Origin of the sequence: Flagellimonas amphidinii (assembly GCF_013090115.1) — a bacterium.
GTDB classification, from domain to species: Bacteria; Bacteroidota; Bacteroidia; order Flavobacteriales; family Flavobacteriaceae; genus Flagellimonas; species Flagellimonas amphidinii.
The window spans coordinates 571377-591762 of sequence record NZ_JABFNN010000039.1 but is presented as its reverse complement, the minus strand read 5'-3'; the positions used below and the strand labels follow the sequence as shown (position 1 = coordinate 591762).

The 20386-nt window shown below is 38.4% G+C and carries 22 protein-coding genes; 16 read left to right on the top strand and 6 right to left on the bottom strand.

Features of this window, described 5'->3' with window-relative positions:
• Positions 1-11 precede the first annotated feature (11 nt).
• The 3 genes from HJC33_RS14580 to HJC33_RS14570 all read left to right on the top strand — a co-directional run bounded on the left by HJC33_RS14580 (position 12) and on the right by HJC33_RS14570 (position 2451).
• Positions 12-383, top strand: a complete 372-nt coding sequence (locus tag HJC33_RS14580; RefSeq protein ID WP_171659550.1) for a hypothetical protein — start codon at positions 12-14, stop codon at positions 381-383.
• Between the two features lie 60 nt (positions 384-443).
• A complete protein-coding gene (locus HJC33_RS14575) occupies positions 444-737 on the top strand; it encodes a hypothetical protein (RefSeq protein ID WP_171659549.1) in 294 nt (97 codons plus the stop codon).
• A gap of 148 nt (positions 738-885) precedes the next feature.
• Entirely contained in the window at positions 886-2451 is a 1566-nt protein-coding gene (locus HJC33_RS14570; RefSeq protein ID WP_171659548.1) for a BspA family leucine-rich repeat surface protein, read from the top strand.
• A 105-nt stretch (positions 2452-2556) separates the two neighbouring features.
• Here the strand turns inward: HJC33_RS14570 and HJC33_RS14565 are convergent, their stop codons facing one another.
• Both HJC33_RS14565 and HJC33_RS14560 read right to left on the bottom strand, forming a co-directional pair.
• The gene (locus HJC33_RS14565; RefSeq protein WP_171659547.1) at positions 2557-3468 is read right to left on the bottom strand and encodes a bifunctional metallophosphatase/5'-nucleotidase; all 912 of its coding nucleotides are present in this window, start codon (positions 3466-3468) and stop codon (positions 2557-2559) included.
• Positions 3469-4236: a 5'-nucleotidase C-terminal domain-containing protein gene (locus HJC33_RS14560; protein WP_171659546.1), complete on the bottom strand. Its 768-nt coding sequence runs from the start codon at positions 4234-4236 to the stop codon at positions 3469-3471.
• Positions 4237-4299: 63 nt separating this feature from the next.
• On the opposite strand from HJC33_RS14560, the gene HJC33_RS14555 reads away from it, so the two are divergent.
• From HJC33_RS14555 to HJC33_RS14495, 13 genes are all read left to right on the top strand, one after another.
• A complete protein-coding gene (locus HJC33_RS14555; protein WP_171659545.1) occupies positions 4300-4833 on the top strand; it encodes a DUF6913 domain-containing protein in 534 nt (177 codons plus the stop codon).
• Entirely contained in the window at positions 4833-5723 is an 891-nt protein-coding gene (gene dapA, locus HJC33_RS14550; protein WP_171659544.1) for a 4-hydroxy-tetrahydrodipicolinate synthase, read from the top strand. The genes HJC33_RS14555 and dapA overlap by 1 nt, the downstream gene beginning before the upstream one ends.
• Before the next feature lie 106 nt (positions 5724-5829).
• The gene (locus HJC33_RS14545) at positions 5830-6660 is read left to right on the top strand and encodes an outer membrane protein assembly factor BamD (protein WP_171659543.1); all 831 of its coding nucleotides are present in this window, start codon (positions 5830-5832) and stop codon (positions 6658-6660) included.
• Positions 6661-6681: 21 nt separating this feature from the next.
• Positions 6682-7008: a DNA-directed RNA polymerase subunit omega gene (locus HJC33_RS14540; protein WP_171659542.1), complete on the top strand. Its 327-nt coding sequence runs from the start codon at positions 6682-6684 to the stop codon at positions 7006-7008.
• Between the two features lie 2 nt (positions 7009-7010).
• Positions 7011-8216, top strand: a complete 1206-nt coding sequence (coaBC, locus tag HJC33_RS14535; protein ID WP_171659541.1) for a bifunctional phosphopantothenoylcysteine decarboxylase/phosphopantothenate--cysteine ligase CoaBC — start codon at positions 7011-7013, stop codon at positions 8214-8216.
• Positions 8209-9099, top strand: coding sequence for a type IX secretion system protein PorD (gene porD / locus HJC33_RS14530; protein WP_171659540.1), 891 nt, complete (start codon positions 8209-8211; stop codon positions 9097-9099). The genes coaBC and porD overlap by 8 nt, the downstream gene beginning before the upstream one ends.
• Before the next feature lie 46 nt (positions 9100-9145).
• Positions 9146-10798 carry a DNA repair protein RecN gene (gene recN, locus HJC33_RS14525; RefSeq protein WP_171659539.1) on the top strand — a complete coding sequence of 551 codons (1653 nt, stop codon included), beginning with the start codon at positions 9146-9148 and terminating at the stop codon, positions 10796-10798.
• 94 nt (positions 10799-10892) lie between these two features.
• Positions 10893-11705 (top strand): enoyl-ACP reductase FabI, encoded by an 813-nt coding sequence (locus HJC33_RS14520; RefSeq protein WP_171659538.1) that lies wholly within the window; start codon positions 10893-10895, stop codon positions 11703-11705.
• Positions 11706-11759: 54 nt separating this feature from the next.
• Complete coding sequence (locus tag HJC33_RS14515) at positions 11760-12767, top strand: glycosyltransferase family 2 protein (protein WP_171659658.1); 1008 nt, start codon at positions 11760-11762, stop codon at positions 12765-12767.
• Between the two features lie 41 nt (positions 12768-12808).
• Positions 12809-13726 (top strand): CdaR family protein, encoded by a 918-nt coding sequence (locus tag HJC33_RS14510; RefSeq protein ID WP_171659537.1) that lies wholly within the window; start codon positions 12809-12811, stop codon positions 13724-13726.
• Positions 13723-14313, top strand: a complete 591-nt coding sequence (gene coaE, locus HJC33_RS14505; RefSeq protein WP_171659536.1) for a dephospho-CoA kinase — start codon at positions 13723-13725, stop codon at positions 14311-14313. Before HJC33_RS14510 ends, coaE begins: the two co-directional genes overlap by 4 nt.
• Positions 14314-14383: 70 nt before the next feature.
• Positions 14384-15967 carry a sensor histidine kinase gene (locus HJC33_RS14500; RefSeq protein WP_171659535.1) on the top strand — a complete coding sequence of 528 codons (1584 nt, stop codon included), beginning with the start codon at positions 14384-14386 and terminating at the stop codon, positions 15965-15967.
• A 9-nt stretch (positions 15968-15976) separates the two neighbouring features.
• Positions 15977-16690 carry a response regulator transcription factor gene (locus tag HJC33_RS14495; protein WP_171659534.1) on the top strand — a complete coding sequence of 238 codons (714 nt, stop codon included), beginning with the start codon at positions 15977-15979 and terminating at the stop codon, positions 16688-16690.
• A gap of 74 nt (positions 16691-16764) precedes the next feature.
• On the opposite strand, the gene HJC33_RS14490 is transcribed toward HJC33_RS14495, so the two are convergent.
• The 4 genes from HJC33_RS14490 to HJC33_RS14475 are packed head-to-tail and all read right to left on the bottom strand — an operon-like array spanning position 16765 to position 20372.
• Complete coding sequence (locus HJC33_RS14490) at positions 16765-17256, bottom strand: gluconokinase (RefSeq protein ID WP_171659533.1); 492 nt, start codon at positions 17254-17256, stop codon at positions 16765-16767.
• A gap of 1 nt (position 17257) precedes the next feature.
• Complete coding sequence (gene miaA, locus HJC33_RS14485; protein ID WP_171659532.1) at positions 17258-18172, bottom strand: tRNA (adenosine(37)-N6)-dimethylallyltransferase MiaA; 915 nt, start codon at positions 18170-18172, stop codon at positions 17258-17260.
• A complete protein-coding gene (locus tag HJC33_RS14480; protein ID WP_171659531.1) occupies positions 18169-19014 on the bottom strand; it encodes an ion transporter in 846 nt (281 codons plus the stop codon). The genes miaA and HJC33_RS14480 overlap by 4 nt, the downstream gene beginning before the upstream one ends.
• Entirely contained in the window at positions 19011-20372 is a 1362-nt protein-coding gene (locus HJC33_RS14475; RefSeq protein WP_171659530.1) for an exonuclease domain-containing protein, read from the bottom strand. The genes HJC33_RS14480 and HJC33_RS14475 overlap by 4 nt, the downstream gene beginning before the upstream one ends.
• Between the last annotated feature and the right edge of the window lie 14 nt (positions 20373-20386).

Sequence of the window (20386 nt, the reverse complement as noted above, 5' to 3'; positions counted from 1 at the left end):
ACAATAGAATAATGAGGAAAATATCGATAACATTAATTGCAGGTTCCTTTCTTTTTTTAATTTCTTGTTCAAAGAATTCTGATTCCGATGATGATGGGTTTGTAGGAACTGTGGAAGAGAAGAGTTTCACTATACGGAATACAGAAACTATCACCTATTATCTAGGTGATTTAGGCGAAAGTGGGTTTGCTAATATCACAGTTCAGGCCAAGAATTATTCAATAAGCAAGGTTGAGCGGGGTAATTATTTATATGAACCCAAGGAGGACTTTGTTGGAGAAGATTACGTAGAGGTTACCAGTACCAATCGAAGTAAAGATACCAACGGAAATGATGTTTCCAGAAACACCAAAACAAAAATTACTATTGAAGTAACTCCTTAAGGTATAGCGGGAGTTATACTTTTGTTGGGGCCAGTAGTTGATTTGGATATAAAGGTTATAATGAAACCACTTGATTTTGATTCTTTTATTGAAACATTAAAAGGACTTGCGCCTCCAAAAGATTATCCCTTGCCCTTACAGGCACTTTGGTGGGATGCCAAGGGTGATTGGAATGCTTCGCATGACATAGCACAAGAAATTCATTCGACAATGGGCAGTTGGATTCATGCTTATCTGCATCGCAAAGAGGGTGATGAATGGAATGCCAGGTATTGGTATAGACAAGCGTGCAGACCATTTCCCGATTATGGATTGGATGAGGAACTTAAGGTTTTGGTGGAAGCGGCGCTATAAATTCTTGAGTGGTTTTTTGATTTGGGAATCATGCTCATCAATCCAAAACCTGTATTCATCAAGTGCTGCTCTACAAATATAAATTGAAGTACTTTTCTGATATTTCTAATGATGACTTTTGAGGTCACAACCTTAAAATGTCAGAAAAATGAAATTTAAAAATGCACTTTTAACAACCCTAACTGCTATCGTCCTATTTTCCTGCGGGAAAGATGATGGCCCACAAAACAATACGCCAAAAATTAATGGACCGTTTACTTTTACTGTAAAAGAAAATGTTTCGGACAATGCTACTTTTGGAACAGTGCTCGCAAGTGATGCGGATGGTGACGAACTTGAATTCGCCATTGTAACCAACGATAATAATCTTTTTGAAATCGTTAAAACAAGCGGGGCCATAAGTTTAGCCCTTGGGAAAAGTTTGGATTTTGAAACCTCTTCTTCCCACAGTATTTCCATAAGCGTTAGTGACGGCATTGTTTCCGCAACGGCTTCAATTACAATTAACGTTGAAGATGTAGATGAAATCCTTGAAGGGAATAATGCTCCAGAGATTTCGCCACAAGATTTTGAGGTTTCCGAAAACATTCAGGATACAGATGTGATCGGGACGATTTCTGCTTCAGATGAAGACCAAGACCCACTTCATTTTGAGATTACTAGTGATGCGTCCGGTCTTTTTGAAGTTGATGAATCTAATGGTGACCTGAGTCTTGTTGAAGGTAAATCCCTAGATTTTGAAACTGCCGAATCATACACCATAACGGTAAGTGTAACTGATGGGATGGATACGGAAACTGCCCAGATTACCATTGATGTTACTGATGTTTTAGAACCGGGAGATTTGAGTTTGAGCTCTGATAGTTTTATTACAGCATGGACAATACAAGACCCAGTACCAGTTATAATTTATTTAGACCAGGACTATGAATACAATTTTAATGTAGATTGGGGGGATGGTATAGTAGAAACCATTACAGGAGGCCAGAGTTTCGAACACACCTATCTTTCCGAAGGTATTTATGAGGTTTCCATGAAAGGTCAAATGCCTCGTATTACAATTGCGGCCACTACTTCGCTCACCAGTATTGAGCAATGGGGAACTAATCCATGGGTGCAGTTGTCTTTTATACAATGTTTCAATATGGTATCCAATGCTACTGATGTTCCTAATTTATCTCAGACAATAAGTATGCAGGGCATGTTTCAAAGTTGTCATGCATTTAATGGAGATGTAAGTGATTGGGATGTCTCTAATGTAACAAACATGGAAGCAATGTTTTTTCAGGCATCCACATTTAATGGTGATTTGACTAATTGGGATGTTTCCAACGTTGCGAATATGCAATTAATGTTTTTTGAAGCTTCTGCATTTGAGGGGCAAGGCATTTCGGAATGGGAAGTGAATCAAGTAACGACCATGACGGGCATGTTTGAAAACGCAACTTCTTTTGACCAAAACCTAGGGTTATGGGACATTACCAATAAGCCTAGTATGAATCTTTTGTTCAGTAACTCGGGTCTTTCTCCGGAGAATTACGGAAATACTTTGGAAGGTTGGTTCAATCAGGAAAATACCCCAGAGGGAGTCACCTTAGGTGCAAATGGTTTAATCGTTTGCGGAGATAACCCAGCCCAAGCAGAAGCCCGGGTCAACTTGGAAGGTCAACTTTCATGGAATATCATAGGAGACTCAATCGAATTTTGTAATTAATTCTACCTAATAATTAACAACCATAAAAAGGAGGACTTTGTGTCCTCCTTTTTGCATTTTAACAATCTGCTCTTTTGCTGGTTGTTATGCTAATATTTTACACCCCTATACTGATATGCTGATGCCGTTGGCAGATGATTTTTTGTTGTGATCAAAGTAGAAATCTATTCTACCAAGATTTAAGCCATAGGCGCCTACTTGGTTCACCAATACGGAATCTCCATTTTGGTTGATACGTATATCGGGTTTATCCAAAAAAGTATGGGTGTGGCCGCCAATAATCAGATTGGTGTGATAAGTTTGCTGAGCCAATAGTACATCTGAAGGGCGCTCCTGATTTTCATATTCATAACCTAAATGGGAAAGACAAATGATGAGGTCGCAATGTTCCTCTTCTTTCAACTTACGTTCCATATCCAAGGCAATTTCATACGGATTTAGATATTTGGTCTCTTTATATAAGCGTTTGGTGACCAATCCATCCAAAGCAATACCCAACCCATAAACACCAACTTTGATTGTTCCCAAAGTATAAATTTTATAAGGTTTTACAAATCCATCCAATACGGTATTGGAAAAATCATAATTGGCGGACAATAAATCAAAAGTAGCATGGGGAACTTGGGCCAAAAGACCATCAACTCCATTATCAAAATCATGATTGCCTATGGTGGAGGCATCATATTTGAGCTTGCTCATGAGTTTAAATTCCAATTCACCACCATAAAAGTTAAAATAAGGAGTACCTTGAAAAATATCGCCCGCATCCAACAGTAAGGTGTTTGTATTTTCATTTCGAATTTTTTCCACTAAAGTGGCCCTACGTGCCACACCGCCCAGATTGGCATATCTGGAGTGCGAACTTGGAAAAGGGTCTATATGGCTATGCACATCATTGGTGTGCAATATGGTAATATGATTCTCTGCGGTTTTAGAGCAGGAATTGAGCGCAAGGCCTCCCATACCTATCAAGGTGGAAGCAGCGGCGGTATTGGTTAAAAAGTCCCTTCGTTTCATTTAATCCAATTGAATGAATCTGTCATCGACCTTAGCGGTCAGTGTGTCTATTTTTTTGAAATGGTCAATAATGGCGTTTCTTAAAAGGTAGCCTGTATCCGTAGTAGATAGTATTTCATTGAAAAAACCAATACTTGGGCCGCCTTGTACTAAATAATCTGAGGTGGCCACAAAATAACTTCTGTTTTCATCAAAAGGTTTCCCTTGAATGTTTACGGATTCCAAACCACCTTTTTTGTCAAGGATAATTTGCATGCCAGCTATGGGATGTACCCGACTGGCCGAACACAAGAAATTAATGAGTTCGCGAACAGCACTACCACTTAATTCCACAACGGCAATGTAATTTTCAAAAGGCATTACCTCGTAAGCCGTTCTCGCATTTACATCACCTGTAGAGATTATGGAACGAATTCCACCGCGATTAAGAACGACAAAATCCAAATCGTTACCGGTTTGTTTTTTGAAAATAGGAGCAGTTTCTTCAAAAACAACATCAGCCATAAAATTCCCCATAGAAGTGTTCCGTTTTCCATCATCCAATAAAAGAGGTTCTGGAGCATAGGCCAGAGTACTGTCCAAAACCTGATTGATTCTATTTCTATATGGCATTATAAAAGATTCAATGGAATCTACGGGTTCCAAAACGGAATCTATTGCTATTATTTGCCCTTTAATATTGGATAGGTATCCTTTTTCTTGCTTGCAGGATAGAACAATACAAAAAGTTATGAATATAACAATTTGTTTAATATTTAAATACTTCACTCAGTTATCTTTGTATAAGTAATCTTGGTAGAATAATTACTTTTGTAAAAATGCATAAAAAATATGTTTCTCAAAGGGCTCCAAGATAAATTTAAAGTTAAATCAGGCTTAAAATACTTACAAGAAGAAATGGAAAAGACTTCTGTAAGTGTGCCCAAAAAGAAGGGGATTAGTCGAATAGGTTGTATCGTTGATGTAGATAATTTTCATAATGCAGAAGCTTTTTACGATCTTATTGAGGAATATTCCCTTCGCCCCAACGCGATAAAGATCATTGGCTATAAACGTGAGTACGATAAAAACTCGCCGTATGCCATCCAAATATATTCTGATAAGGATTTAGGTTGGAAAGGTGAAATAGAAAATGGTTACGTATTGGAGTTTTTGGGAAGGGAATATGACATGTTGATCAGCTATTATGAAGAGGATAACTTGATGATGAAGCTGCTATCTGTTAAAACCAAGGCCAGAATAAAAGTTGGATTGGGAACACTTGATCCAAAAATTAATGATTTGATTTTAAATACACCTTTAAAGGATTTTCAATTGTTCAAAAGTGAACTAAAAAAATATTTGAAAGTTTTAAACGAGTTGTAATGAAAGAGTTTGTAGGTACGGGAGTTGCATTGGTTACGCCGTTTTCGCAAGATCTATCTGTAGATGTGCATGCCTTGGAGCAAATAGTGGAACATGCAATCAACGGAGGAGTGGATTATTTGGTTGTTTTAGGTACAACCGGAGAATCTGTAACCCTTACCAAGGCAGAAAAACAATTGGTGGCAGATGTTGTGGTGAGGACCAATGCCGGAAGGTTACCTTTGGTATTGGGTGTAGGAGGAAATAATACGGCTATGGTGGTGGAAGACCTGAAAACTTTGGACCTTTCAGAATTTACTGGGATTCTGTCGGTTTCTCCATGTTACAACAAGCCAACGCAAGAAGGAATATATCAGCATTTTAGAGCTATTGCCCAAGCTTCTCCCATTCCAATTATTTTATACAATGTGCCTTCTCGTACCGGAAGCAATATGTTGCCAGAGACCACATTGCGTTTAGCGCGGGACTTTTCCAATATTGTGGCCATAAAAGAGGCCTGTGGAAATATGGAACAGATTTCTGAAATCATTGAGAACAAACCAGAACACTTTGAGGTCATCAGTGGAGATGATTTTACAGCTTTGGCTACAGTTTTGGCTGGTGGAGCTGGAGTTATTTCCGTTTTAGGACAAGGATTACCTGATTTGTTTTCAGATATGATTTCTCTAGGAAGGAATGGCAATGTGGATGAGGCTAACCAAATACACCATCAATTGTTGCCATTAATGCACTTGATTTTTGAAGAAGGCAACCCGGCAGGAATAAAAACTATTTTCGAAAACCTAGGTTTGGGTGGCGCAAGGGTAAGGTTACCTTTGGTAGAAGCAACACCATCCTTAAAAACGAAGATAGACGCATTCTTAAAGTCTTTGCAAAAAGCCCATGCCTAGCATACGTTAAATCTACCCCAAAATGCTTGGGGAATCGCCAATATTACATTTCTTTTGAGGGATAAAACCATTTTTTAAATCCGTTCATTATCACTAGTTTTGCAAAATGTTTTTGAAAATGAGGAAGATTCTCTTTATATCCCTTGTAGTTGTATTTCTCTCATCTTGTAGCGAGTATCAAAAAGTGCTCAAGAATGAGGATGTGAAAGCCAAGTATGATTTAGCTGAAAAATATTATGCCGAGGGAGATTTTAAAAGAGCCAAAAGGTTATTTGAGCAAATAGCTCCCAAATATGTGGGAAGACCGCAAGGAGAAAGGGTAATGTTCTTTTTCGCCAATAGTTATTTTCAAACAGGTGACTATTATCTCTCAGGGTATCAGTTTGAAAGATTTATAAAATCATACCCAAAGAGTGATAAGATTCAGGAAGCCAGTTTTTATGGCGCGAAGAGTTATTATGAACTATCTCCTGCCTATTCTCTTGATCAGACAGATACCGATAAAGCTTTGGCAAAACTTCAAACCTTTATCAATACCTATCCAGAGTCAGAGTTTTTTACAGAAGCCAATACCATGGCAAAGGAGTTAACGGCCAAAAAGGAGAAGAAGCAGATTGAAATTGCCAAACAGTTTAACAAATTAGGGCAGTTTAATTACCCTATTTTGGTTTCAGCAATTAAAGCTTTCGATAACTTTGTTTCTGATAATCCTGGCTCTATCTACAGAGAAGAGGCTTTGTACTATCGTATTGAAGCAGCCACAAATTTGGCTTTGAACAGTACCGAGAACAGAAGAAAAGAACGTCTGGAAGAAGCAATGGAGTCTTATAATACATTGTTTAAATATTTTCCAGAAACTCAATTCAAGAAAAAAGCGGACAACCTGTCCGAAAAAATCCAAAAAGAATTGGTTAACTATACATCCGATTCTAAATAATAGTTTTTAAAGCAGTAGTATATGCAAGATTTGAAAAACACAAAAGCTCCGGTTTCCACGGTTACCTTCAACAGGAACGAGTTTGACCAAAATACGGATAACATTTACGAGGCAATTTCCATTACGGCCAAACGTGCAATCCAAATCAACTCTGAAATTAAAAAAGAGTTGTTGGAAAAATTGGAAGAGTTTGCCACGTATAGTGATAGCTTGGAAGAAGTTTTTGAAAACAAGGAGCAGATTGAGGTTTCCAAATTCTACGAAAAATTGCCAAAACCACATGCCTTGGCAATTATGGAGTGGTTGGAAGATAAAATCTATCACAGGAATACAGAGAAAGACGCCTAAACATGTTGGGCGGTAAAAAAATCCTTTTGGGCATTACCGGGGGAATTGCCGCTTACAAGACCACATTTTTGGTTAGGCTTATGATAAAAGCTGGTGCTGAGGTCAAAGTAGTGATGACCCAAAGTGCCAGCTCTTTTGTTTCCCCACTTACACTTTCCACATTGTCAAAGAATCCAGTTCTTATGGATTTTGTTAATGCTGAAGACGGTTCCATTTCATGGAACAACCATGTGGAACTTGGCTTATGGGCAGACTTGATGGTGATTGCGCCCGCAACTGCAAATACCCTTTCCAAAATGGCCAATGGCACTTGCGATAACTTGTTATTGGCAACCTATTTGTCCGCTAAATGCCCTGTTTATTTTGCTCCTGCAATGGATTTGGATATGTACAAACATCCGTCCACCAAAACATCCATTGAAAAACTCCAGTCTTTCGGAAATACAATGATTCCAGCGGAATCTGGTGAGTTGGCAAGTGGTTTGCATGGAGAGGGACGCATGGCAGAACCCGAAAATATCATACAATTTATTCAAGAAGACATAATCCAAGGACTTCCCCTAAAAGGGAAGAAAGTTTTGATCACTGCCGGTCCCACCCATGAGGCCATTGATCCTGTAAGGTTTTTAGGAAACCGTTCTTCGGGCACTATGGGTTTTGAATTGGCCAAAAAAGCCGCAGATCTGGGAGCTGAGGTTATTTTGGTTTCTGGCCCCACGAATTTGATTGTAGAAAATGTTGCCATCGACTTGATTAGGGTTATATCAGCCCAAGAAATGTATGACGCGTGCCATCAATATTATCCAAATGTTGATGTCGCTATAAGTGCCGCTGCAGTAGCTGATTATAGGCCTAAAAATGTTGCGAAAGAAAAAATAAAGAAAGAAGAAGGCGGCTTAAAAATTGAACTGGAACGAAATCCTGACATACTTAAATCTTTGGGAGAAGCCAAGAAGAATCAGTTTTTGGTGGGATTTGCCTTGGAGACAGAAAACGAGGTAAAAAACGCAAAAGGAAAGCTGCAGCGTAAAAACTTGGATGCCATAATTCTAAACACTCTTAAAGATGAAGGGGCCGGATTTGGAAAAGGAACCAATAAAATCACCTTTATTGATAAGAATTTGGACGAAAAAACGTTTCCATTGAAGACGAAGCCTGAAGTGGCTTCAGATATTTGGGAAGAAATCATCTCCAGAATTCATGCGTAAATCTGTATTACTTGTTTTTGCTTTACTGCTAACCGTTTCGGTCTTTGCACAAGAACTTAATTGTACCGTCACGGTCAATTCTGATCAAGTAAGCCAGACCAATCAGCAGATTTTCAAAACGTTGGAACGCTCTCTTAACGATTATGTGAACAAAAACAAATGGACGAATAGGGTATATCGCGAAAATGAGCGGGTAAATGCGCGTATGTTCATTACGGTAACCCAGTATGAATCGGACAGGTTTGAGGCCAATATTCAAATCCAATCATCAAGACCGGTTTTCAATACTTCTTATGAAAGCCCTGTGTTCAACTATAAAGATGATGCTTTCAATTTTCTCTATCAAGAATTTCAACCCTTGGTTTATAATGAAAATGTCTTTGATTCCAATTTGGTTGGAGTTATCTCGTACTATGTGTATATCATTTTAGGGTTGGATGCGGATACATTTTCTTTGGAAGGAGGGGATGAATTCTATAGAAAAGCACAAAATATCGTTACGCAAGCGCAAAGTTCCAATTACTCGGGATGGAGCCAAGAAACTGGTGAACGAACCCGTTTTGAGTTGGTGGATAATCTGCTCAGTAATTCTTTTAGGGAATATCGCATTGCCATGTACAACTACCACCGTAAAGGGTTAGATATCCTTGGCGATAACAATAGCACCGGAAAACAGATTATAGCTGGCAGCTTGAGATTGTTTGAGACTTTGATCAATAGAAGGCCCAATGCTTTTTTAATTCAGACATTTTTTGATGCCAAATCCGAGGAAATCCAGAATATTTTTTCCGATGGCCCCAAGATTGATATCGTTCGACTTAAAGAAACCCTCAACAAAGTTGCCCCATTTTATTCCAATATTTGGAACGAAATAAATTACTAGCCAAATTCTCTAAAGAGATTTATCTTTACGGATAAAATCGGCACTATTGCTTACAAATCTTTCCATTAAGAATTACGCACTGATTGATGACGTGAATGTCTCTTTCTCTGATGGTTTTACCACCATAACAGGGGAAACCGGGGCGGGAAAATCCATATTGTTGGGTGGACTGTCTCTTGTATTGGGCAAACGGGCCGATTTATCCTCACTCAAAGACGAATCCAAAAAGTGCATCATTGAAGCCGAATTTGAGATATCTAAATATCAATTGAACGACTTTTTTGAGGAAAATGATTTAGATTATGAGGACATCACTCTTCTAAGAAGGGAAATTTTACCTAGTGGCAAATCCAGGGCCTTTGTAAATGATACTCCGATTGTTTTGGAGGTATTGAAAAATTTGGGAAATCAACTAGTTGACGTGCATTCCCAACATCAAACATTGCAATTGACAGAAAATGATTTTCAGTTAAAGGTGGTGGATGCATTGGCGGCGAATTCTGAAAATCTGAAAAGTTATAAAACTCATTTAGCCCAACATAGCAAGGCATATAAAGAACTACAGGAATTACAGGATTTCCAATCCAATGCCGACAAGGAGCATGACTATAATTCCTTTTTGTTGAAAGAGCTGGAGACTGCACCTTTAAAAGAGGGAATGCAAGAAGAGTTGGAAGCTGAATATGAGCAGTTGAACAACGTGGAGCAAATCGTGGAGCAGTTGTCTGCGGGGCATCAATTATTGAATGATGAGCAATTGGGTATTTTGGGAAGATTGGCTGATTTAAAACGTGCTTTTCAAAACCTGACAGATTTTGGTCCAACTTTTAACTCGCTTAATGACAGGGCTCAATCACTTTTTATTGAAACTGATGATATTGCCTCTGAATTGGAAAGATTGAAGGATTCCATAGAGGCAAATCCAGAAAGACTGAAGACTGTGAATGGACAATTGCAACAGTTGTATGATTTGCAGAAAAAACATCAGGTAGGCTCGGTGAGGGAACTCATTACGGTGCGGCAAGAACTTTCGGAGAAGGTTGAAAAAGTTGCCAATATCGAATCGAAAATAGCGGAGAAAGAAGCAGAGGTTGTTAAAATCACTGAAAAACTAGACGCTTGGGCCGGTAAAATCCGAAGTGCCAGAAATGCAGTCATCCCTAAATTGAAAAGTATGCTGCAGGAAAATTTATATGCATTGGGAATGCCCTCGGCAAGCTTTAAGATTGAAGTAAATCCATCAGAAGCTTTCAAAACCAATGGCAAGGATGATTTGGTGTTCTTGTTTGCGGCCAATAAAGGTTCCAGCTATGGAGAATTGAAAAAAGTGGCTTCTGGCGGGGAATTGTCCCGTATCATGCTGACCATAAAATCCATTTTAGCCATTTACGAGCAACTGCCCACTATGATGTTCGATGAGATTGATACCGGAGTTTCAGGTGAAATTTCGAATAGAATGGGAGAAATAATGCAAGAAATGAGCAAAACCATGCAAGTGTTTTCCATTACGCATTTACCGCAGGTAGCATCCAAAGGAAAGCATCAATTCAAAGTGTATAAAGAAGAAAGTGAAGCGGGGACCAGTACGCGAATGAAAAAACTTAACGAAGAAGAGCGTATCACTGAATTGGCGGAGATGTTGGGAGGCAAGTCGCTTTCAGAGTCGGCTATGGCACATGCACGTCAGTTATTACAATAAGAAAAGCAGGGCCTTCACCATATTCATTCAAAAAATAAAAATCTTTAAATAGAATAAATATCTTTGTCGGCGAACCAACTATAGTACAATACATATGGCATACAATCTTTTAAAAGGTAAAAAAGGAATCATTTTTGGTGCTTTGGATGAAAACTCTATTGCATGGAAAACAGCGGAACGAGTGCATGCAGAGGGTGGAACTTTTGTTCTTACCAATGCACCTATCGCCATGCGCATGGGACAAATCAAAGATTTGGCAGCTAAAACCAACTCAGAAATTATTCCTGCTGATGCAACCAAAGAGGAAGAATTGGAAAATTTGGTAACCCAAGCTATGGAAATTTTGGGTGGAAAACTGGATTTTGTCCTTCACTCCATAGGAATGTCGGTAAACGTTAGAAAAGGTAGAGCATATACGGATGAGAATTATGATTTTACGGCCAAGGGATGGGATGTTTCTGCGCTTTCTTTTCACAAAGTATTACAAACGCTGTACAAGGCAGATGCCATGAACGAGTGGGGGAGTATTGTTGCCCTGACCTATATGGCGGCTCAGAGAACTTTCCCAGACTATAATGATATGGCGGACAATAAAGCTTATTTGGAATCTGTGGCCAGAAGTTTTGGTTACTTCTTTGGAAAAGAGAAGAAAGTAAGGGTAAATACCATTTCACAGTCACCAACCCCAACTACTGCCGGACAAGGTGTAAAAGGTTTTGGTGGATTCATCAGCTATGCTGAAAAAATGTCCCCGCTGGGTAATGCCACTGCGGATGATTGTGCGGACTATACCGTTACACTTTTTTCAGATTTGACGAAAAAGGTAACTATGCAGAATCTCTTCCACGATGGAGGATTCTCCAATACTGGTGTGAGTCAAGAAGTTATTGATGAATTTTCAGAGTAATTCAAACATAAAAGTCTTAAAGCCATCCATTAATGGATGGCTTTTCTATTTCATATGAATACATTTCTTTCCATAGTGGTTCCGGTTTATAACAGACCTGAAGAAATTCGGGAATTGTTACAAAGCCTTTTGGTGCAAGATTTTGACTTACCTTACGAAGTGGTCATTGTGGAAGATGGTTCTTCAGAAAGTTCGGAAACAATTGTACAGCAGTTTGAAGACAAGTTGCAGATTTCTTATTATTTCAAGGAAAATTCAGGCCCTGGTGATTCCAGGAACTATGGAATGCAAAAGGCGCAAGGCAATTATTTTATCATATTGGATTCCGATTGTATTCTGCCCAAACAATACCTTTCTGAAGTCCAAAAAGAATTGGAAAAAGCGTTTGTACATTGTTTTGGCGGACCAGATGCAGCGGACGAGTCCTTCACTATTGTCCAGAAGGCAATCAATTATGTGATGACCTCTTTTTTGACAACCGGGGGCATTAGGGGAAAGGAAAAATCTGTTGGGAAATTCCAGCCCAGAAGCTTCAATATGGGCATTTCCAAAGAGGCATTTGAAAAGGCTGGTGGTTTTGGCAGAATTCATCCGGGAGAAGACCCAGATCTTACGTTCCGTATTTGGAAAGCGGGATACAACTCTCGATTGTTTCCCAAAGCTTATGTGTATCACAAACGCCGAATAGATTGGAACAAATTCTACATACAAGTGAACAAATTTGGTAGTGTTAGGCCCATACTCAACAAATGGCACCCAGGTACGGCCAAACTTACCTACTGGTTTCCTACTTTTTTCATGTTGGGGCTGCTGGTATCGATAGTTTTAGCGCTTTTTGGAATGCTTTGGCCTTTAGCGCTTTATGCCTTATATTTTATAGTGTTGTTTTTGGACGCTTTAGTGAAAAATAAAAGTCTCAAAGTGGCATTTTACGCAATTTTTGCGGCATTAACACAGTTTACAGGATATGGAATAGGCTTTCTCAAGTCCACAATGTTGCTTAATTTTAGTAAAAAGGAGCCAGAGGGACTGTTTCCAAAACTGTTTTTTAAGCGTAAATAAAAGTGTTTAAAAATTTATTGCAAGGCCTCAATCAAAGAAAGGTGAAGATATTTTCACTGTTCTTGGCATGCTCTTTTTTCGCTTGGTTTTTGAGCAATCTGTCAGAATCCTACGAGTCTAGGGCAAATTTCACCATAAACTACAGGAATTTACCAGATACTTTGCTGTTGGGCAAAAATGCAACGGATCAAATTGAGGCGAAAATCAGAACCAGTGGTTTTCAATTTTTATACTTCAACTTTATCAATAAACGCATAGATATTGATGCTTCCCAGGTTGTTCTCCAGAGCGGACAATACATAATCTCTGAAGATGAACTTAAAAAGCAAATGGATTGGCAACTTTCCCAAAACATTTCGCTGTTGGATTTTGATAGAAATCAATTGGTGGTGGATTTGTATGAGGTAGACTCTCGGGAAATTCCTATTAGGGCAGATTTGAATATTCAGTATGAACCTAATTTTATTTTGGATGGTGAACTGAAAATAGATCCCTCTCATATCATTATTAAAGGACCAAAAAATGAAATAGATACCCTTAAGGGTATTTCTACATCAAAAATTGAATTGACCAATATCTCTTCAGATTTTAAAAAAGAGGCAAACCTTATCTTGCCCAAGGGTCTGGACAATACAATATATGCGACCAATAGGGTTACTGTTTCTGGAAAGGTTGCGAAGTTTTCCGAAAGGGTTTTTGAGGTTCCGGTCAAAGTATTGAATTTACCTGAAGGCTATCAAGTAAAAACCTTTCCCAATTCAGTTTCAGTATTATGTAAGGCAACCGTGGACCGCTTAAAAGAGATTGATGCTGCCGATTTTGAAGTTGTTTCAGATTATACCCAATTTACAGATTCAAAAAATAATACCTTGTTTCTAACAATCAAGCAAGCCCCAGCAAATGTTTATGATGTAAAATTGCAAGAGAACAGAGTTAATTTTGTTTTGGAACAGCTATGAAAATAATTGGGTTGACAGGAGGTATCGGTAGTGGGAAAAGTACTGTTGCCACTATGTTTAGGGAGCTTGGAGTTCCAGTTTATGATTCTGATAAGGAGGCCAAGCATTTGATGGTTACCTCTTCTGAACTCAAAAAAGCTATTGTTGATCTTTTGGGCAGTGGAGCTTATGTGCATGAGGAATTGAACAGGGCATATATTGCAAAAAAGGTTTTTAGTGATTCAGAGTTACTGGAAAAATTGAATGGAATAGTGCATCCCGCCGTGAGAAAGCATTTTCAGGAATGGGTACAGAGTCAGAAGAAACCTTACGTTATTCAAGAAACAGCACTGATTTTTGAAAATGGAGTTCAGAATCTGTATGATTATGTAATTCTGGTCACTGCTCCTATAGAACTTCGCTTGGAACGCACCATAAAACGAGATGGTTCGTCTGAAAAAGAGGTGTTGGAGCGCATGAAAAATCAATTGGATGATAACTTAAAAATAGACCTTGCACATTTTTGCATCACCAATATAGATATGGAGCAGACCAGGGCAAGGGTCGCCGAACTTCATGAAAGGCTCATAGGGTTTGCAACCCCGTAATTTTAACATTTTTGTTAAGGTTAGGTTAAACGATAAAAGGTCTAAATGTTAAATTTCTAATTTTACCGCAATGAACAAGAAGCTATTTGTTCTTCTGGTCATTTTGATGAGTTTGTCCCTCACTGGGATAATTTTTGTTCAGGTTTATTGGATAAGAACTTCTATAAACGACAAAGAAGAACAATTCTCAAGAACGGTTACGGATATACTGGACAAAGTGGCTAGTAGGGTGGAGAAAAGGGAGATGAAAGATTATTCAGATCGTTTGGCTTCACTGGTAGATAGTATTGGTCAACCCAAAACAACACAGTTCAGAAATTTTTTGTTTGTTGACCGAGACTTGAATTCAGATGAAATTCTCTTTTATTCCCATGGAATTTTAGAAGAAGACTATAATATTACGTCAACGTTCTTTGATAATATAGAAAGTGAAGATGACACTACTACGATTAAAAACTTTACAAGTAAACGTACTAAGGCCATCTTCAAAGAAGAGTACGGTCTAGATGGAAAAAGGTATAGTTTGACACCTATCCAAAGAGCTGAAAAAATAGGGGGATTGTCCAGTATAGACAAAGCCGCTTGGGAAGATGTGTTCATGGAATATGCCAAAAGCAGACCCATTCATAAACGAGTCACCAAGCAAGAGCTGGAATTATTGTTGAGCCAAGAACTAAAGAACAGAGGTGTTGATATTGACTATGAATATGGCGTGTACAGTCAAGGTTACCCAACCAAGGTTCGATCAAAAAAATTCAAGTTCTCTGAAGTAAAAATGTACGAAGCTCCTATTTTCAAGGATAGTGAGGGACAGACTAATTTTTCGTTATTGCTCACTTTCCCAACCATGAAAAAGTTCTTGTTTAGGTCGATTATGGGGATGGCATTTTTATCCTTGATTTTTACATTGGTCATTTTGATAGCCTATACCAGCGCCATATACCAATTGATCAAACAGAAACAGATTTCTGAGATAAAGTCTGATTTCATCAATAATATGACGCATGAATTCAAGACGCCCATTGCCACAATTAATTTAGCCGTAGAGGCTATTCAAAACCCCCAGATAATTGGCAGTCAAGATAAGGTGAAGCGCTATTTGGGCATGATTAGGGATGAAAACAAACGCATGCATGCCCAAGTTGAAAATGTGTTGAGAATATCAAAACTGGAAAAAAACCAGTTGGATATCAGTAAAGATAGAGTTGATGTTCATGAATTAATCTCAGATGCCATAGCTCACATCGATTTAATTGTGAAAGATAGAGGCGGTTATGTGAATTCCCATATGAAATCAGAAAGGTCAGAGGTTTTGGCCAATGAAACACATATGACCAATGTTTTGGTGAATATTTTGGACAATGCCGTTAAATATTCACCAGAACCGCCAAAAATTGATGTATATACTGAATTGGTGAAGAATAGCATTGTAATCAAAGTTCAGGATCAAGGAGCTGGGATGAGCAAGGCAGTACTCAAAAAAGTATTTGAAAAATTTTACCGGGAGCATACCGGAGATATACATAATGTAAAAGGCCACGGTTTAGGATTGGCCTATGTAAAACGAATAATAGAAGATCATCAAGGTGAGGTTTACGCAGAAAGTGAAAAAGGAAAAGGAAGCACTTTCTTTATAAAACTCCCTTTAATTTAGAAGTTAACTATGGAAACAGAGAAAAAGAAAATATTGTTGGTAGAGGACGACCCCAATTTTGGTATTGTACTCAAGGATTATCTATCTATGAACGACTTTGATGTGGTTCTTGCCAAAAATGGGATGGAAGGGTTTGAAAAGTTTAAAAAGGACAACTACGATGTCTGTATTTTAGATGTAATGATGCCCTATAAGGATGGATTTACCCTTGCCAAGGAAATCCGTGAAAAGAACGAGAATGTCCCTATTATTTTCCTTACTGCGAAGACCATGAAAGAGGATGTTTTAAAGGGATATAAAGCTGGAGCGGATGATTATCTCAACAAACCATTTGATTCTGAGGTATTATTGATGAAACTCAAAGCCATTCTTCAAAGAAAAGCTTCCAGTACCTTGGCGGACAGCAAACAATTTGAATTTCAAATCGGTAATTTCCATTTAAATTCCAAACTACGTTTTCTTAAATATAAAGAAGAAGAACCCATTAAGCTTTCTCCCAAAGAAAATGAACTGCTTAGACTCTTGGCCTTGCATGAAAATGATTTAATGCCCAGAGAGTTGGCTCTGACCAAAATTTGGAGAGACGATAATTATTTCACTTCCAGAAGTATGGACGTATATATTGCCAAGCTTAGAAAATATCTGAAGAAAGACGATGTTGTGGAAATCCTGAACATTCATGGTGAAGGTTTCAGATTGGTCGTGAAGGCAGAAAATGAATAAAATCTTTCGATTCTAATAAAAAAGCCACCTAAAAGGTGGCTTTTTTATGGAGTATGGTTTTTAAACCCCATCTTTCAAAGCTGTTCCAGAACTTCTTTGACAATCTCATCTGGATTTTGGGCAATAGAAACTTTGATGGCTTTTTCTGGTACTTCCAAAGTGTCAAATTGGGATTGTAAAAGTTCAATGGGCATAAAATGGCCTTTTCTGCTTTCCAATCTGGATTTCACCTGTTCAAAACTACCTGCCAAATAAACAAATTCCATTTTTGCTTCTAAACCGTTCCTTAAAATATCTCGATAGGTTTTTTTTAAAGCAGAACAACCTATGATCGCTCCAGTATGCTCATTTTCGAGAGCTATCTGATTCAGTTTTAAGAGCCATCCTTTTCGGTCTTCATCTGTCAAAGGTATCCTTGAGTTCATTTTTTTGATATTCTCTTCAGGATGAAAATCATCACCATCAAAAAAAGGATAGCCCAATTTGTTTGAAAGAAGCTTCCCGATAGTGGTTTTTCCAGTTCCACTAACTCCCATGACCACTAGTATGCGCTTATTTTCGGGCATGTTATAGATTATTGATTTGTGCTGTGACTTTTGCTATAATTTTTTTGGGATCTTCGTTATAATCTACCCAAATAATACTTTCATTCTTTCGCAACCATGTCAATTGGCGTTTTGCAAAACGTCTGGTATTTTTTTTGATTTCCGAAACAGCAAAATCCAGAGAGCATTGTTCATCAAGATATTCAAAAAGCTCTTTGTAACCAACTGTTTTTAAAGCATTTAGGTCTTTGTGTTGCTGTAGCTTTTTGACTTCATCCAATAAACCATTTTCCATCATAACATCCACACGGGCATTGATGCGTTCGTAAATGGTTTCCCTTGGTGCGTTAATACCAATGTATAAATGTTTAAAGTCTCTCCCTTGCTTTTTTTGGTTGAGAAATGATGAATAGGGTTGCCTTGATGCAATACAAACCTCCAAAGCCCTGATTACTCGATGCGGATTGTCTAAATCCACAATATCATAATATGTTGGGTCTCTTTCCTGTAGGTCCTTTTGAAGACTTTCAAGGCCATCTTGTTGCAATCTTTGATTTAAATCTTGCCGAATTTTTGGGTAAACCTCAGGGAATTCATCCAAACCATTGATCAAAGCATCAACATATAAACCACTGCCTCCCACTACAATGGCAATAGTATTGTTCTCAAACAATTCTTCTAATTTATCCAAGGCTTCTTTTTCAAAGTCGCCAACAGAATACGCCTCAACAATACTTTTATGCTGAATAAAATGATGTGTGACTTGTTGTAATTCATCAGGAGAAGGAACTGCTGTGCCTATCCTCATTTCTTTAAAAAACTGCCTGGAATCTGCCGAAATGATCTCAGTATTGAAATGTTTGGCCAACAGAATTCCCAAAGCTGTTTTTCCAATGGCAGTGGGACCAACAACGGCAATTAGAATCTTAGAACTCATAGGGGGTGACCACAATTATAGCAGTGGGTGGCATCATCTCTATGTCCCTCTGCGGAGCAATTGGTGCATGCTTGGGTGTTCAGGTGGACAATATCATGCTGTTGCTGTTGTTTTCCTTTAGTTTGCTTAGAAAATTCTACGGTTACAATCCCAGTGGGAACGGCAATGATTCCGTAACCCAGTATCATGATAATCGTAGCAAAGAACTGTCCCAAATCTGTTTGAGGAGCTATGTCACCATAACCAACAGTGGTAAGGGTTACTATAGTCCAATAAATACTTCTGGGAATACTGGTGAAACCTGCCTCGTCACCTTCGATCAAATACATAAGTGTACCCAAGATTACCGATAGAATGAGCACCACATAGATAAACACGGCAATTTTGGTTCTGCTGGCCCGTAGCGCAGCTTGAAGCTGAGATGCCTCGCCAATAAATTTTACCAGTTTCAATATTCTGAAAATACGAAGTAGACGGAAGGCCCGTACAGCTAAAAGTACTTGGGAACCTGCCAGAATATAGGACAGGTAAAGTGGTATCGTAGACAAGAAATCAATTATCCCATAGAAACTGAAAGCATATTTCAATGGTTTTTTTATGCTGATCAGCCTTGCTATGTATTCAAAGGTGAAGAAAATGGTAACTACCCATTCCAAAGCTAAAAGTATACCATGGTAGTGTTGGTCTACCTCTTCAATACTTTCCAACATTACCAGAATTACACTGATGATGATCAGAATGAATAAAGCAATGTCGAATATTTTGCCCGAAGGGGTATCTGCCTCATAAATTATTTCATGAAGCTTTTTTTTCCAACCGGACTGTACTTTCTGTGCTTTCAAGAGGTGAGTGTTAGCTCTAAAATTTTTATCCTATGTTTTTTTCTTAAATAGGATTCAATGATAAATGTGGTGTTAGAATCGCTCGTCATTGGAGTGATTATCGATTCTAATATATGAATATTATTGATTTGGTGATTGAGTTCCACATAACCAAAACCTTGAAGCTCACCATTTTTAATCAAAATAAAACTACGTTCGCCGGTTTCTCTTCCTCTGTCCAGAAGTGCTATACTTTTGTTTTTTAGACTATACTTGGAAAAAGCATTGTCAATTTTTTGGTTGTAATTTAAAGCATCAGCAATATCAGTACACTTTTCTTTGCAAACACCGTTTTCATGATTGCAAGGAAGGTCTAAACCGATGGAAGTAGGGCAAACTTCAAATTCGTCACTTATTCTTTGCAAGAAGTTCTTTGCAGAAGGCATCCCGTTGAATCCTATTTGTCGCTCCTTTCCAAGTTTGTTTTTTACAATTTCCAAAATGATGTGTGGCGTACCATTTTTTGAAAAATTGATAACATGGGAATAGAGCTTCTTTTTGGATATGGTATTATGTTTTGGACGCGTTTTTCTGAGTTCTTCATATTCCTTGAGAATGGCCACCAGCTCGCTTCCGGTCCTTTCGTGACTGACCTTTTTGGTTTCTTTTTGGAGCCTTCTGCCTAAAGTTCCCGCATTGGTAAAGTGTTGGTTGACCCTTTTTTTGATATCCTTGGTTTTTCCCAGAAAGATGATTTCGCCTTCTTTATCATGCATGTAATACACCCCGGTTTCAGAAGGCAGTTCCGAAACAATATCCAATTGGGTAGGGGATAGCTCTCCATGTTCTTCTTCCCGGGTTACTTGTTTTAATATGCTCTTATCCGTATCCTTGGCAAGTAATAGTTTAAAGAGTTTGACGGTAGCAATAGCATCACCATTGGCACGATGTCTATCACTCATCGGAATTCCCAAGGAGCGAACCAATTTTCCCAAACTATGCGATTCTGCATCGGGCAATAACTTTTGAGAAAGATCTACCGTACAGATGGTTTTGCGCTGAAAGTCATATCCCAATCTTCTGAATTCAGTACGCAAAATCCTGTAATCAAATTGGGCATTATGGGCCACTATGATGGTTCCTTCAGTAATTTCAACAATTCTTTTGGCCACCTCGTGGAATTTTGGCGCCGTGCGCAACATTTTATTGTTGATGCCCGTAAGCTTGGCCACAAAAGGTTGAATTTCCCTTTCCGGATTGATCAAACTCATGAATTTATCTACCACTTCATGCCCATCAAATTTGTGGATTGCAATTTCCATGATGCCTTCTTCATTGTATTTTCCTCCGGTACTTTCAATGTCAAGAATGGCGTACATGAAAAATCTTATGG

Bases quoted from the DNA above. Each gene is read 5' to 3' on its own strand.
- porD (WP_171659540.1), top strand. From the start codon at position 8,209: ATGCGTAAATCTGTATTACTTGTTTTTGCTTTACTGCTAACCGTTTCG.
- HJC33_RS14500 (WP_171659535.1), top strand. From the start codon at position 14,384: ATGAACAAGAAGCTATTTGTTCTTCTGGTCATTTTGATGAGTTTGTCC.
- HJC33_RS14545 (WP_171659543.1), top strand. From the start codon at position 5,830: ATGTTTTTGAAAATGAGGAAGATTCTCTTTATATCCCTTGTAGTTGTA.
- HJC33_RS14575 (WP_171659549.1), top strand. From the start codon at position 444: ATGAAACCACTTGATTTTGATTCTTTTATTGAAACATTAAAAGGACTT.
- miaA (WP_171659532.1), bottom strand. From the start codon at position 18,172: ATGAGTTCTAAGATTCTAATTGCCGTTGTTGGTCCCACTGCCATTGGA.
- HJC33_RS14555 (WP_171659545.1), top strand. From the start codon at position 4,300: ATGTTTCTCAAAGGGCTCCAAGATAAATTTAAAGTTAAATCAGGCTTA.
- HJC33_RS14580 (WP_171659550.1), top strand. From the start codon at position 12: ATGAGGAAAATATCGATAACATTAATTGCAGGTTCCTTTCTTTTTTTA.
- coaE (WP_171659536.1), top strand. From the start codon at position 13,723: ATGAAAATAATTGGGTTGACAGGAGGTATCGGTAGTGGGAAAAGTACT.
- HJC33_RS14520 (WP_171659538.1), top strand. From the start codon at position 10,893: ATGGCATACAATCTTTTAAAAGGTAAAAAAGGAATCATTTTTGGTGCT.
- HJC33_RS14565 (WP_171659547.1), bottom strand. From the start codon at position 3,468: ATGAAACGAAGGGACTTTTTAACCAATACCGCCGCTGCTTCCACCTTG.
- HJC33_RS14540 (WP_171659542.1), top strand. From the start codon at position 6,682: ATGCAAGATTTGAAAAACACAAAAGCTCCGGTTTCCACGGTTACCTTC.
- HJC33_RS14570 (WP_171659548.1), top strand. From the start codon at position 886: ATGAAATTTAAAAATGCACTTTTAACAACCCTAACTGCTATCGTCCTA.
- HJC33_RS14515 (WP_171659658.1), top strand. From the start codon at position 11,760: ATGAATACATTTCTTTCCATAGTGGTTCCGGTTTATAACAGACCTGAA.
- coaBC (WP_171659541.1), top strand. From the start codon at position 7,011: ATGTTGGGCGGTAAAAAAATCCTTTTGGGCATTACCGGGGGAATTGCC.
- HJC33_RS14475 (WP_171659530.1), bottom strand. From the start codon at position 20,372: ATGTACGCCATTCTTGACATTGAAAGTACCGGAGGAAAATACAATGAA.
- dapA (WP_171659544.1), top strand. From the start codon at position 4,833: ATGAAAGAGTTTGTAGGTACGGGAGTTGCATTGGTTACGCCGTTTTCG.
- HJC33_RS14495 (WP_171659534.1), top strand. From the start codon at position 15,977: ATGGAAACAGAGAAAAAGAAAATATTGTTGGTAGAGGACGACCCCAAT.
- HJC33_RS14490 (WP_171659533.1), bottom strand. From the start codon at position 17,256: ATGCCCGAAAATAAGCGCATACTAGTGGTCATGGGAGTTAGTGGAACT.